The 13746-nt window shown below is 40.6% G+C and carries 11 protein-coding genes; all 11 read left to right on the top strand.

Annotated elements, in window-relative coordinates:
- Nucleotides 1–57 precede the first annotated feature (57 nt).
- From nuoC to QUE09_RS12655, 11 genes are read left to right on the top strand one after another with little or no spacing between them, the layout of a single operon-like run.
- Nucleotides 58–1752, top strand: a complete 1695-nt coding sequence (nuoC, locus tag QUE09_RS12705; RefSeq protein WP_434017558.1) for an NADH-quinone oxidoreductase subunit C/D — start codon at nucleotides 58–60, stop codon at nucleotides 1750–1752.
- 4 nt (nucleotides 1753–1756) lie between these two features.
- On the top strand, nucleotides 1757–2284 hold the full coding sequence (gene nuoE / locus QUE09_RS12700; protein WP_286233131.1) for an NADH-quinone oxidoreductase subunit NuoE: 528 nt from the start codon (nucleotides 1757–1759) through the stop codon (nucleotides 2282–2284).
- Complete coding sequence (gene nuoF / locus QUE09_RS12695; protein WP_286233130.1) at nucleotides 2284–3594, top strand: NADH-quinone oxidoreductase subunit NuoF; 1311 nt, start codon at nucleotides 2284–2286, stop codon at nucleotides 3592–3594. The genes nuoE and nuoF overlap by 1 nt, the downstream gene beginning before the upstream one ends.
- Nucleotides 3587–6418, top strand: a complete 2832-nt coding sequence (gene nuoG, locus QUE09_RS12690; RefSeq protein WP_286233129.1) for an NADH-quinone oxidoreductase subunit NuoG — start codon at nucleotides 3587–3589, stop codon at nucleotides 6416–6418. Before nuoF ends, nuoG begins: the two co-directional genes overlap by 8 nt.
- A complete protein-coding gene (gene nuoH, locus QUE09_RS12685; RefSeq protein WP_434017201.1) occupies nucleotides 6408–7382 on the top strand; it encodes an NADH-quinone oxidoreductase subunit NuoH in 975 nt (324 codons plus the stop codon). Before nuoG ends, nuoH begins: the two co-directional genes overlap by 11 nt.
- Entirely contained in the window at nucleotides 7382–7897 is a 516-nt protein-coding gene (gene nuoI / locus QUE09_RS12680; RefSeq protein WP_286233128.1) for an NADH-quinone oxidoreductase subunit NuoI, read from the top strand. The genes nuoH and nuoI overlap by 1 nt, the downstream gene beginning before the upstream one ends.
- Nucleotides 7894–8418, top strand: coding sequence for an NADH-quinone oxidoreductase subunit J (gene nuoJ / locus QUE09_RS12675; RefSeq protein ID WP_286233127.1), 525 nt, complete (start codon nucleotides 7894–7896; stop codon nucleotides 8416–8418). Before nuoI ends, nuoJ begins: the two co-directional genes overlap by 4 nt.
- Nucleotides 8415–8732, top strand: coding sequence for an NADH-quinone oxidoreductase subunit NuoK (nuoK, locus tag QUE09_RS12670; protein ID WP_286233126.1), 318 nt, complete (start codon nucleotides 8415–8417; stop codon nucleotides 8730–8732). The genes nuoJ and nuoK overlap by 4 nt, the downstream gene beginning before the upstream one ends.
- Nucleotides 8729–10600, top strand: coding sequence for an NADH-quinone oxidoreductase subunit L (gene nuoL, locus QUE09_RS12665; RefSeq protein WP_286233125.1), 1872 nt, complete (start codon nucleotides 8729–8731; stop codon nucleotides 10598–10600). Before nuoK ends, nuoL begins: the two co-directional genes overlap by 4 nt.
- Nucleotides 10597–12045, top strand: coding sequence for a complex I subunit 4 family protein (locus QUE09_RS12660; RefSeq protein WP_286233124.1), 1449 nt, complete (start codon nucleotides 10597–10599; stop codon nucleotides 12043–12045). Before nuoL ends, QUE09_RS12660 begins: the two co-directional genes overlap by 4 nt.
- The gene (locus tag QUE09_RS12655; protein WP_286233123.1) at nucleotides 12045–13463 is read left to right on the top strand and encodes an NADH-quinone oxidoreductase subunit N; all 1419 of its coding nucleotides are present in this window, start codon (nucleotides 12045–12047) and stop codon (nucleotides 13461–13463) included. Before QUE09_RS12660 ends, QUE09_RS12655 begins: the two co-directional genes overlap by 1 nt.
- Nucleotides 13464–13746: the final 283 nt, after the last annotated feature.

The following is a 13746-nucleotide window of genomic DNA, read 5'->3' as shown; positions in this document are numbered from 1 at the left end:
GTTCATATTCCCATTATCGAAGAAATACGCGCACTTATTAGCGACATACCGCTGTATATGGCATGTGATAAAGACCATATTTGTGATGATATTCCAACCTTATGGGTGCAAAAGGCTGATCTAATCCCTGTAATGCAAGTGGTTCGTCATGAACTTGCTGAACCTTTTAACCTTTGCTTTGATATTACCGCAATTGATGAAAGCGAAAGACGCAATAAATCAAAATATGTTAGAGACATTACAATAAGTTATCATCTTATCTCAACTGAAAGAAACCAAGATGTTCGGATAAAAATTGCACTTTCTGCCAGTGATAAAAACATTGAAAGTGTATGTCAATATTGGCCTAACGCCAACTGGTATGAAAGAGAAGTGTGGGATATGTTTGGCGTGGTTTTTCATAATCACCCTTATTTAACGCGTATTCTAATGCCACATACATGGCAAGGTCATCCACTATTAAAAACGCATCCTGCACGAGCAACTGAGATGGATCCTTTTACCTTACCATCTAATAAACAAGATGAAGAGCAACAGGCCTTACAGTTTAATCCTGAAGCGTGGGGCATGAAACGACAAGGTCCTGACAACGACTTTATGTTTTTAAACTTAGGACCAAATCACCCAAGTGTTCACGGCGCTTTTAGAATTGTTTTACAAATGGATGGCGAGGAAATTGTCGACTGCGTACCTGATATTGGCTATCACCACCGAGGTGCAGAAAAAATGGGAGAGCGCCAATCTTGGCATAGCTACATCCCTTACACCGATCGTATCGATTACTTAGGGGGGGTGATGAATAACTTCCCTTATGTAATGGCTGTTGAAAAACTGGCAGGTATAGCTGTGCCTGAGCGGGCAAAAGTAGCGCGAATTATGACTGCTGAGATGTTCCGTATTCTAAGTCACTTATTGTTTTATGGGACATTTGCGCAAGATGTAGGCGCGTTATCGCCTATATTCTATATGTTCGTTGACCGTGAAAAACTATTTACCATTGTCGAAGCGATTTCTGGGGCAAGGATGCACCCAAGCTGGTTTCGTATTGGTGGAATCGCGTCAGACTTACCCAAAGGCTGGGATAAGCTGGTTCGTGAATATGTTAATTACTTGCCCGCGCGATTAGATGAATATGAAAAGATGGTGATGCAAAACGGCATTTTGAAACAGCGAACACAAGGTATTGGTGCTTATTCTGCAAAAGAAGCGCTTGACTGGGGAGTAACAGGACCAGGATTACGTGCAACCGGTTATGCGTGGGATCTTCGTAAACAGCGTCCTTACGGCGGTTATGATCAGTTTGATTTTGAAGTACCGACTGGAAGTCATGGCGATTGTTATGATCGGTGCCGTGTGCGTATTGAAGAGATGAGGCAAAGTATTCGTATTATTGAACAATGTTTAAATAATATGCCGAGTGGCCCCTACAAAGCCGAGCATCCACAATCCACACCTCCTGATAAAGCTAGAACGATGACAGATATTGATACCTTAATACCTCATTTTGTTAATGTTTCTTGGGGGCCAACAATACCTACGGGTGAAGTGTCCGTAGCTGTGGAGGCGACAAAAGGCATCATGGCATACCACCTTATTAGCGATGGCAGTACCATGAGTTATCGTACAAGAATTCGTACGCCAAGTTTTGCGCACTTACAAATGATCCCTCAAATAGCTCGCGGCCAGATGGTTGCCGATTTAATTGCAACCCTCGGTAGTATTGATTACGTAATGGCTGACGTGGATAGGTAATGAAATGAAAGCAATAAACCCACAAAACGTCTTACCACTTGATTATCTCAGCGATCAAGAAAGGTCTGCTATTGATCATGAAGTGAGCATAATGGCGACAAGAGAAGCCTGTGGTATTGAAGCTTTAAAAATAGTGCAATTAAACCGTGGCTGGATAAGTGACGACGCATTACATGCTATAGCGCATTATTTACGTATTTCTGTTGCTGATTTGGAAGGTGTTGCGACCTTTTATAACCTTATATACCGTCAACCAGTAGGCAAATATGTTATTCATTTATGTAACAGTATTAGCTGTCATTTATGTGGATATGATGAGGTACTAGCTGCAATAAAAGACTATTTATCCATCGATTATGGTGAGACCACTGATGATGGCATGTTTACACTGTTATCAAATGTGTGTTTAGGCGGATGTGATAAGGCGCCTGTCATGATGATTGGACGAGAACATTATCAGCAGTTAACGCCGGAAAGTGTTATTGATATTTTACAAACACTTTATGCAACTGAAGCGAAGGGGAAAGTGTAATGGATGCATTAACTCACCCTTTGACGTATTTAATTAATACAACGCAGCCACTCAATATTCAGCAGTATTGTGAGGAAAATGGCTATGTAGCTGCGAAAAAAGTGTTAAGTGAATTAAGTCCTAATGATGCATTAGACGTTGTTAAGGCATCTGGGTTAAAAGGGCGGGGTGGTGCTGGTTTTCCAACGGGGATGAAATGGAGTTTTGTTCCGCAATTTGAGGAGAATGACCCAAAAGCAGAGGAAGACAAATATCTAATCTGTAACGCTGATGAAATGGAGCCAGGTACGTTCAAAGACAGGTGGCTTTTAGAGGGCGTACCTCATCAACTTATCGAGTCGATGATTATTGCCGGTTACATTATCGGTGCCACTAAAGCGTATATCTTTCTTCGTGGCGAATACCATCTGGCAGCTAAACGATTGCAACAGGCAGTTGACGAAGCTTATCAAGATGGTTGGTTAGGAAAAGATATACAGCATAGTGGTTATAGCCTAGAACTTTACTTGCATACCAGTGCTGGACGTTACATTTGTGGCGAAGAAACGGCATTAATTAATGCCTTAGAAGGCAAACGGGCAAATCCGCGTGCTAAGCCTCCTTTTCCGCAAGTTGCAGGGTTATTTGGCAAACCTACCATTGTTAACAACGTAGAAACATTAAGTAATCTGCCGCATATTTTTAATCATGGCGTTGAATGGTATCAACGACATGCACCAAATAGTGATGCCGGGACAAAAATATATGGTGCTAGCGGTAGAATAAAAAAACCAGGTTTATGGGAATTACCAATGGGCGCTACGATTGGTCAAGTGTTGAATGACCATGCTGGCGGTATGTTAGAAGGTTTATCATTAAAAGGACTATTGCCTGGAGGCGCCTCAACAGACTTTCTGTTACCTGAACATTTAGATGTTGCGATGGACTATGATTCGATTGCAAAAGCAGGTAGCCGCTTGGGTACGGGAGGATTGATTGTATTAGATGATAAAAACTGCCCTGTAGCAATGGTGAAGAATTTAATGCAATTTTTTGCACAGGAGTCATGTGGTTGGTGTACCCCATGTCGTGATGGTACACCATGGGCGTTAGAGATACTAACACGCATAGAGTGTGGTCAAGGACAGCTCTCTGATATAGACGAGCTCTATAGACTTTGTGACTTTATGTGGATAGGAAAAACGCATTGTGCTTTGGCACCTGGTGCTGTTGAACCTTTACGTAGCGCTCTTAATTATTTTACTGATGATTTTGTTCAGCATATAGAGAATAAGTGTTGTCCTTACCAAGCAGGGGGGCATCATGGTTAAAAAGTTAGTTACGATTTTTATTGATGATATCGCTTATCAAATTGATAGCGGTGACAATCTACTTGCTGGTGTTTTATCACAGAAGTTAAATTTGCCGTATTTTTGTTGGCACCCTGCAATGGGGTCCGTTGGTGCATGTCGGCAGTGTGCAGTAACGCAATACCAAGACGAAAATGATGACAAAGGTCGTTTGATCATGGCATGCACTGCGCCTGTTACAGAGGGTATGCGTATCGGTTTAAATGAAGCAACCTCACAAGCGTTTCGTGAACAAGTTATCAGTGCAATGATGACGAACCATCCACATGATTGCCCTGTTTGTGCTGAAGGAGGAGAATGTCATTTACAGGATATGACCGTGATGACTGGGCACTCAACTCGGAAATATCATGGTTTAAAGCGTACTTTTACCAACCAACATTTAGGTCAGTTTATTGGCCATGAAATGAATCGTTGTATCACTTGTTATCGCTGCGTTCGCTATTATAAAGATTACGCGGGTGGTGAAGATTTTGGTGTTTTTGGTACGAAAAACCAAGTTTATTTTGGTCGACAACAAGACGGACAATTAGCAAGTGAATTTAGTGGCAACTTAGTTGAAGTTTGCCCAACAGGGGTATTTACAAACAAAATATTCTCTGCACATTATGCGCGTAAGTGGGACTTACAATCTGCACCGTCTATTTGTGGTAACTGTGCTGTTGGGTGCAACACGAGTATTGGTGAAAGGTATGGCAGTGTTCGACGAGTAATGAACCGTTACCACCATGAGTTGAACGGTTATTTTTTATGTGATCATGGCCGTTTTGGATTGGGCTATGTTAATAATGCATGTCGTATCAAGCAGGCCAAGGGTATTAAGCAACGATCACCTTATCGATTGACAAAACATGATGTACTTATTGAATTATTGCCTTATCGACGAAAACGTTTTCTGGCAATTGGCTCCGCACGGGCCAGTGTTGAAAGTAACCAATTGTTGAAATTAATAGTAGGGGAACAAAACTTTAGTAGTGGTTTTTCCGAAAACGAATACTTGTTAGCGAACGCTCATATTGATTATTTGTCGCGGCACAGGCCGGTAAGTTTAGCTGAAGTAGAACAAGCTGACTTTGTTTTGATTGTTGACGAAGATATTACACAAAGTGCGCCAAGAATTGCCCTTGCTGTTCGTCAAGCACTACGTAATGAAGGAATCGAACGTTCAGAAGCCATGGGGATTCCAAAGTGGCAAGACAGTGCGGTAAGAACAGTTACGGCAGACAGGTTATCGCCTCTTTATGTGTTTTCAAGTATTGCAACGAAATTAGATTCAGTAGCCAAAAAAGCTGTTCTTCAGCCTGTTACCGACAGTATCACTGTAATCAAACAACTCATTTCCGTTGTTAATAAAGAGGTTCAAACAGCAGAACTTGCCGACAATATTGCAACGTTAGTGGCGGATCTAACCCAGGCAAAAAAACCACTCATTATTGGTGGCTGGAGCCAACAGAATAACCTGTTATTTTCGCTTATTGTGTCATTAATAGACACGATTAAAAAGGTGAAAGGTGTTTGCGACTCGCTTATGGTTGTTCCTCATGCGAATACGGTAGGTCAACTTTACCTGACCTCTGATAATACACCCACCGTTGAAGCAGTTATTGAACAGGTTGAACAAGATGATAATGTGGCAGGTATTATTGTTTTAGAGAATGAATTAACATCAGTTGCTGCTACATCTTTGGCGCGCTTGAAAGCGTTAAACAAAGCCAAAATTGTACTTGAACATAGCAGCAGTGATATGAGTGACGATGCTACTGTTGTTATGCCTGTCACGCCTATTTCTGAGTCTCACGGTCATTTTGCTAATTATCAAGGTCGTCTTCAAGCTTTTTACCCCGTAACGCCTGCCGTATTGCCAGTACAAAATTCATGGTGTTGGCTTGTGATAATGGCTCAAGCACTTGATATTTTTCTGCCAGACATCGCAGAAATTGAAAATATCGTTCAACTTAATCAATGGTTTAAAGAGCGTGATGAAAATTGGCCGATTAAACCATCTCAATTCGATATTGCGGTTGCACGAGAACCACATCGGGCAAGTGGTCGCACGGCGAAAATGGCTAATCAAACGGTACATGAAGCTAAAACAACGCAAAGTGATGAGCCTTTCCGATTCTCTATGGAAGGCGGTGCTGTTGATAGTGATGATGCGATGCCTTTTGTTTGGGCGCCAGGTTGGAATTCAAATCAAGCGATAACAAAATACCAACAGCAACCAAATGGGCCACTAATGAAACGCAAAGCGGCCGCTTTTCTGCCTTTTAATAATAAGTTTATTCAACCCCCACCAATAAATGATCAAAGCGCAATGAGCAAGCCTATTAATGGCATCGCAACATTAGCCGTAAGCAAGCCTTGGTATCAACGGTTTTGGTTAACCAAATATCAGCCTGAGTTTATTCTTTTATCTACGGAAAATAAGTTTCATATTGCTGAAAATATGGCACAACAGCTCAATGTGAGTAACGGAGAGTGGGCGACACTTTCACTATTTAAACCAAATAGTGAATTAGAAGCCTCTTTGGTTGGTTTAATTGAGATTAGTCATGAATTACCGATTAAACATGCGTTTATTGAAACTGATGAGATCGATGATAATCATTGGCAAATAAAGCAGTTAACGCGAGCTAGCGAACAAGACGTTATGCAATGGAAAGCTCAGCATGAGCAAGCACATCAAGCAGCAATTCTAGCGCAGAAAAATGAATTAAAACAGCTTAAAGAACAAGATCAAATAATACCCATTCGCTTTGTAGCGGGAGGCTTAGATGATGTTTGATTCCCTAATAAAACTTGTTGAAATCGCCATTATTCTTGGGTTACTTATTCCTGCGGCTGCAATGCTCGTTTGGGTTGAGCGTCGGTTAATTGGTATATGGCAAGATAGACTAGGACCTAACAGAGTAGGACCATTTGGTGTGTTGCAGTCGTTTGCTGACCTGCTAAAAATACTGAGTAAAGAGGATTGGGTGCCACCTTTTAGCGATAAACGGGTATTTGTTATAGCGCCAGTTATTGGTGCTGTTTGTGTGTTGATGAGCTTTGCCGTGTTGCCTTTTTCCCCTAGTATTGGCGTTGCTGATTTAAATATAGGGCTATTGTTTTTTTTAGCAATGGCGTCGTTAGCCGTTTATTCGGTGGTATTGGCTGGTTGGGCATCAAATTCTAAATATGCATTATTAGGTGGTATGAGAGCGGCAGCGCAAACCGTTAGTTATGAAGTCTTTATGGGGCTGTCATTTATGGGCGTTGTGTTATTAAGCGGCACATTTAACTTGCGTGACATTGTACTGGCACAACAACATGGTTGGTTTATACAGACACAATTTGTTGGCTTTTTTGTGTTTTTTGTTGCCGGTATTGCGGAGAGCCATCGTCTACCGTTTGATCTTCCCGAAGCGGAAACAGAGTTAACGGCAGGTTTTCACACTGAATATTCTGGCCTTAAATTCGCCTTATTTTTTCTCGGTGAATACTTGGGCGTTACGTTGATTTCCTGTATGTCAGTCGTTTTATTTTTTGGCGGTTGGTTAATGCCTGAACCGCTTGCTTCTTGGCTACCACCGTTAGTTTGGTTTCTCTTAAAAGTCTTCTTATTTGTTGTTTTTTTTATCTTGTTGCGCACATCTCTACCGCGACCTAGGTTTGATCAGTTATTAATTTTCGGCTGGAAATATATGTTACCACTGGCTTTGGTTAACTTATTAGTAACTGCACTGTTGTCGATAACGGAGGTGATTTAATGTTTAGTCAACTCAGAACAATGTGGTTAGTACTCAAGCATACTTTTACCAAAGCCGACACCGTTGAGTATCCAGAACAAAAACCTTATTTGTCGCCTCGCTATCGAGGCAGAATAGTGCTTACACGCGAACCTGACGGACAAGAACGCTGTGTGGCCTGTAACCTATGTGCTGTTGCTTGTCCTGTTGACTGTATTGCCCTACAACAAACGGTTGATGATGATGGCCGAAAGCGTGCCGAGTTTTTCCGAATTAATTTTTCACGTTGTATTTTATGTGGTTTTTGCGAAGAGGCATGTCCAACCTATGCGATACAGCTAACACCCGATGTAGAGTTAGCAGAATATGATCGTCAAAACTTAGTGTATGAAAAAGAGCATTTACTTATTAATGGAGTGGGTAAATATCCTGATTATAGTTTTTATCAACAATCAGGTATTGCAGTAAAAAATAAAGGCAAAGGAGAAAGTGTTCAAGAGAAGCCCCCGATAGATATTAAAGGGCTAATGCCATGAGTTTTTCACCACTAATTACCATGTTTTATTTAGCCGCTTTAATTGCCGTTATTGCAAGTATCAAAGTGGTTACACGGAAAAATACTGTACATGCATTGCTATATTTAGTGGTCTCGCTGATTGCTGTAGCTGTTTGTTTTTATTTAATGGGAGCCCCTTTTGCTGCTGGCTTAGAGGTTATTGTATATGCCGGCGCTATATTAGTTTTGTTTGTTTTTGCCATCATGTTATTCGGTTTGCGTGAAGATGAAACACATTATGCACCACAAAACCGTGGATTTTCTGGATGGATAGGCCCTGTTTGTTTATCTGTGATTTTGTTAATCGAGCTAGTGTATACGATTAATCATCAAGGAATTCAGCAACAGCTTTTAGCAACCGTAGTTGACGCTAAGCGTGTAGGTATTTTGTTATATGGTCCTTATTTACTTGCTGTAGAAATAGCATCGTTTTTGTTGCTCACTGGACTCGTCGCTGCTTATCACTTTGCTAAAACGACCAATCATGGAGGTCCAGCATGACCACCATTCCTTTAGAACACGTATTGATTTTGGCCAGTATTTTGTTTTTTATCGGCTTTATTGGCGTAATTGCTCGCAAAAATACCTTATTTATTTTAATGAGTTTAGAGGTGATGTTAAATGCAACGGGTGTAGCATTTATTGGTGCAGGTAGTGTTTGGCAGCAGGCAGATGGCCAAATTATGTTTATGTTAATTTTAACGCTTGCAGCAGCAGAGGTGGCGATAGGGCTTGCTCTACTTATTCGGATGCAACACCAATATCGTCAACTTGATATCGATGTGCTATCTGAATTGAAAGGAGATCAAGGATGATACTCGCGTGGTTACCTTTTTATCCATTGTTTAGCTTTTTTATTTTAGTGTTGTTCAAGCGTTATTTGTCTTGGCAGTTAGCGAGTATTATCAGTATTGGTAGTGTTTTATTGTCTACTTTATCTAGTGCTTTCTTGGTCTGGCAGCTTGAGCACAACGAAATAAGTTCAATGACGCAACATTTATGGTCTTGGTTTACGCTTATCGGTTTTGATACCGGTAATACTTATCAGGTCAATGTTGCTTTTTATCTTGATCATCTATCTGCTGTGATGGTTTGTGTAGTCAGTGGCGTTGGTTTTCTTATTCATTGTTTTGCCGCAGCTTATATGAGGGAGGATACCCATTTTCATCGTTTTATGGCTTACATGAATTTATTTTTGGTAGCGATGTTAATTTTAGTCTTAGCGGATAACTTAATACTTCTTTATTTAGGGTGGGAAGGTGTTGGTTTATGCAGTTTCCTATTAATTGGTTTTTGGTATCAAAAGCCTGAAAATGTCGCCGCGGCAAGAAAAGCATTTATCGTGACACGTATTGGTGACACAGCAATGGCTATCGGTTTGTTCCTATTGTTTACCTCACTTAACTCTTTGGATATTCAAGCGGTTAATTTACTTGCCAACGGCGCTTGGCCTCTCAATGATGAAAAAACGTTTTGGATTTCGATATTATTACTAGGAGGAGCAGTAGGAAAATCGGCGCAACTTCCGCTACAGACATGGTTACCCGATGCAATGGCAGGGCCTACACCTGTGAGTGCATTGATCCATGCTGCCACAATGGTTACGGCAGGCATTTACTTAATTGCGCGAATGCATAATGTGTTTTTGCTGACACCTGAGGTTATGCAAATAATCGCTTGGATTGGCGCGTTAACCTTGTTACTCGCTGGGTTATCTGCCTTAGTTCAGACTGATATTAAACGTATACTAGCGTATTCAACCATGAGCCAAATTGGTTACATGATGTTAGCGTTAGGCGCCGGCGCTTGGGGGGCTGGTATTTTTCATCTAATGACTCATGCTTTTTTTAAAGCGCTACTTTTTCTTACCGCTGGCGCTATTATTTACGCGTTACATCATCAGCAAAATATATTCAAAATGGGCGGAGTATTTAAACGGCTACCATTCGAATCGATATGTTTTTCGGTTGGTCTTGCGTGTTTAATTGCACTACCTGGAACGTCAGGCTTTTTTTCAAAAGAAGCGATTATCGGACAACTTTGGACTTCGACAACGGCAGGCCCTACTTTTTGGTGGCTTGCAGTCTTAGGTGCCTTAATAACATCGATATATAGCTGTCGATTATTCTTTTTGGTTTTTATGGGGGCACCTAGAGAAACGTTCAATATTGTCGATGTGCATTATCCATTAATGCGCATATCCTTGTTGGTATTGGCTGTGCTATCGGTTTTAGGCGGTCTACTACAGTTAGATTTGTACACGGTGTTTGTGCCAACGGAACCGAATGTTTTGACTGATGAGCCTAGTTGGTTGCATGTTGCAGCGGTCATAACGCCATTTATTGGTATTGTTTTATCCGTTGCTTTTTTTAGTGGCTATTATCGCGGTGATAATGATGCAGTAGAGCGAGGTTTAAATAGTATTTGTCAGCAACCTATTAAACGATTTTTTGCTGCTGGAGCGGGGTTTGATAGGCTATATGCTGTGTTAATCGTAAAGCCATTTAAAACCCTAGCGAACATAAATCAATCAGATATGATCGATAGGGTGGTCATGTTTTCATCTTGGTATAGCGTACTCATTAGAGATGTTGCCTTGTCCTTCCAAAATGGATTGTTACGTTGGTATGCTGCTGCGTTTGCTTGCGGTGTAGCGTTGTGGATAGGGGTGTGGCTATTATGATCATTGTAGCAATTATCACCATATTGATTTTATTATCGATAACGGCATGGCGAAGCGATAAGTACTTTGTACACGGTCCCAAATTTATTGCACTGTTTGCCATTGTTTTTAGCTTATTTTTGTTCGTGATGTACTTACTTCAGGCGAATCTTGACTACACATCGTTATCGATTGTTTTTGAACACGTTTGGATTCGTGCTTTTAACATAAAAATACAATTTGGCTTAGATAACCTGAGCATTCTTATGGTTATTTTAACGCTATTCTTAGCTTCAATTGCCATTGTTATTTCCTGGCGAGAAATCATACATAGACAAGGTTTTTATTATTTTAACTTGTTGTGCGCAACAGCGGGCATTATCGGTGTGTTTACCGCGACAGATTTGTTTTTATTTTTCGTTTTTTGGGAAGTAATGTTGCTACCGATTACCGCATTAATTGCAATATGGGGACATGAACATCGCTTTTTCGCGGCTATTAAGTTTTTTATTTTTACGCAAATAAGTAGCTTATGTATGTTGGTTGCCATTATCTCAATGGCGTTAGTACATCAAGCGCACACCGGCACTTTAAGTTTCTTATATTCAGATTGGTTAATCATAGATCTCTCAGCTAACACGACATACTTTATGATGTTAGGTTTTTTCATCGCTTTTGCCGTCAAGCTCCCATCAGTACCGTTCCATTCTTGGTTACCTGACGCGCATACACAAGCACCTACAGGAGGGAGTGTACTGCTAGCGGGTATTCTTTTGAAAACGGGCGCCTATGGTTTAATTAGGTTTGTAATAGAGCTTTTCCCTAGTGAAAGCATACAGTTTGCGCCATATGCCATAACGCTTGGTGTTATCAGTATTCTTTATGGCGCGAAAATGGCTTTTGCACAATCTGATTGTAAACGATTAATTGCCTTTAGCAGTGTTAGTCATATGGGCTTTGTGATGATGGCATTGTTTGCGTTTACTGCTAACGCATTTAATGGCGCCATTATGACAATGGTTGCACATGGTTTGAGCAGTGCAGCATTATTTAGTGTCGCTGGCATTATTTATCACCGTATTCACACGAGAGAATTAACTAAAATGGGAAATTTAGGTGTAAATGCTCCTTGGATGGCTGCTATGTCCTTAATCTTTGTGGCAGCAGCATTTGGCTTACCTGGACTCGCTAATTTTATTGGTGAATTTTACAGTTTAGTTGGGGTTTTCGCGTTGTATCCAGTTCACGCGATTGTTGCATCTATCGGCATGGTTGGCTCGGCAGTATATGGGATGAAGCTATTTCAAAACATGTTTCATGGCACAACGTCAAACCAAACATCGATACAAATAAAAGACTTATCATTAAGTGAAGGTATTATTTGCGTGGTGTTGGTTATGCTACTCGTTATATTGGGTATATATCCTCAAGTGTTATTTCAATATCACTTTCAAGGAGGAATTTGATGTCTACTACTCAATGGATTTTGCTAACGCCTCAATTGCTAATTGCAACTGGAGTTTTTTGTAGTTTATTGTTAATCGCGTGGCAAAGGAGTCAACAACTCATTGCTTGGTTTACCTTGATGAGTTTTGTTGTCACTATTATTGCGACCGTGTCTTTACTAGAACACCCCTCTCATCAAATTACCGTTTTGATGTATATCGATAATTTTTCGCTGTTTGCATTTTTATGGATATTGTTTGCTGGTATTGCGGCGCTATATATGGGGAAGCTTTATTTACGAAAGCAAATTGAAGTACATGACGAATTTTACTTACTGTTACAACTGACGATACTTGGCGCCGGTGTGCTTGTCGCGAGCGACCACTTTGCAAGTCTATTTCTTGGTTTTGAATTGTTGAGCTTGTCTTTAGTTGGGTTAGCCGGTTACTTTCGCCAACAAAGATATGCAGTAGAGGCTGGTTTCAAATACCTCATCTTAAGTGCAAGCGCTTCTAGTTTTATGCTTTTAGGTATTGCCTTTCTTTATAGTCAGACTGGTAGCTTGTCTTTCTCTTCACATGTTGTAGGAGCCGCGCAAAATGTTATCGCGCAACTCGGCTTTTTAATGATAATTACGGGGATTGGCTTTAAGTTGTCATTAGTGCCCTTTCATTTTTGGACACCCGATGTTTATTACGGTTCTTCAACACCGGTTACTTTTATGTTGGCGACAATTTCAAAAAGTGCCATGTTTATTGCGCTGGCGAAATGCATTTATGCTGAGCCGTTTCAAGTTATTGTTACACAACGAGATGTATTAACAGCACTGAGTATATTAGCTATTTTGTCAATGATTATTGGTAATTGTTTGGCACTACGACAACGTCATGTTAAGCGAATTTTAGCGTATGCTTCTATTGCACATATGGGGTACCTGCTCATTGTTTTATTGCTCCATAATCAACAATCAATTGCGTTTGCCAAGCAAGCGGTATTATTTTACTTACTCGCTTATATTATCGCTAATGTTGCAATTTTTGGTGTTATCTCTCTAACTGAACAAGAGCAAAAGTGCACAGAATCCTTTGAGTTAAGTCATTGGACGGGGCTTTTTTGGCAATCGCCGATAAGAGCCTGTGTTGTTATTTTTGCGGTTCTGAGTTTTGCTGGTATTCCCTTAACTGCAGGGTTTATTGGTAAATTTTATTTAATGAGTCTGGCAACAAATAACCAGTTATGGGGGTTACTCAGCGCACTTATTATCGGGAGTGGTATTGCATTAGGGTATTATCTCCCCATTATTTTTCAACTATTTGCAACCTTGCCTGATTCGCGAAGTTTATTGACCACTTGGCGGACAAAAATGTGGTTATCTGTTGTGTTATTGATAAGTATTGGCTTAGGTGTTTTTCCTAATTTAATCATTGAACGCTTATAATTCGAAAGACACTGCCGAGAGTCATAAACACAATGATAGTGATAGACGTGTTTTGAATAATATGGTTAATTAATGCACTTATTACTTGTTTGCTTGCGATAAATCTGTATAATGCGCGCCTCGTTGTTTGGGCTCGGATGCTCTTACAAGAATTTCGAAGTGGGGCGATCCCAATAGACTTGATCTGTACTGCACCTGACGTGCAACCTCTATTTGTAAAGTCTTCCTGGTGGTTTCCTCTTTATATCGCGTAAAGCTTGTTAGTTTACAAAACGCTTTAGCA

The sequence above is a fragment of the Thalassotalea sediminis genome (assembly GCF_030295915.1).
GTDB classification, from domain to species: Bacteria; Pseudomonadota; Gammaproteobacteria; order Enterobacterales; family Alteromonadaceae; genus Thalassotalea_C; species Thalassotalea_C sediminis.
The sequence above is the reverse complement of the archived record's forward strand: the minus strand, read 5'-3'. Positions and strand labels throughout refer to the sequence as shown.

Bases quoted from the DNA above. Each gene is read 5' to 3' on its own strand.
- nuoC (WP_434017558.1), top strand. From the start codon at position 58: ATGGCATGTGATAAAGACCATATTTGTGATGATATTCCAACCTTATGG.
- nuoE (WP_286233131.1), top strand. From the start codon at position 1,757: ATGAAAGCAATAAACCCACAAAACGTCTTACCACTTGATTATCTCAGC.
- nuoF (WP_286233130.1), top strand. From the start codon at position 2,284: ATGGATGCATTAACTCACCCTTTGACGTATTTAATTAATACAACGCAG.
- nuoG (WP_286233129.1), top strand. From the start codon at position 3,587: ATGGTTAAAAAGTTAGTTACGATTTTTATTGATGATATCGCTTATCAA.
- nuoH (WP_434017201.1), top strand. From the start codon at position 6,408: ATGATGTTTGATTCCCTAATAAAACTTGTTGAAATCGCCATTATTCTT.
- nuoI (WP_286233128.1), top strand. From the start codon at position 7,382: ATGTTTAGTCAACTCAGAACAATGTGGTTAGTACTCAAGCATACTTTT.
- nuoJ (WP_286233127.1), top strand. From the start codon at position 7,894: ATGAGTTTTTCACCACTAATTACCATGTTTTATTTAGCCGCTTTAATT.
- nuoK (WP_286233126.1), top strand. From the start codon at position 8,415: ATGACCACCATTCCTTTAGAACACGTATTGATTTTGGCCAGTATTTTG.
- nuoL (WP_286233125.1), top strand. From the start codon at position 8,729: ATGATACTCGCGTGGTTACCTTTTTATCCATTGTTTAGCTTTTTTATT.
- QUE09_RS12660 (WP_286233124.1), top strand. From the start codon at position 10,597: ATGATCATTGTAGCAATTATCACCATATTGATTTTATTATCGATAACG.
- QUE09_RS12655 (WP_286233123.1), top strand. From the start codon at position 12,045: ATGTCTACTACTCAATGGATTTTGCTAACGCCTCAATTGCTAATTGCA.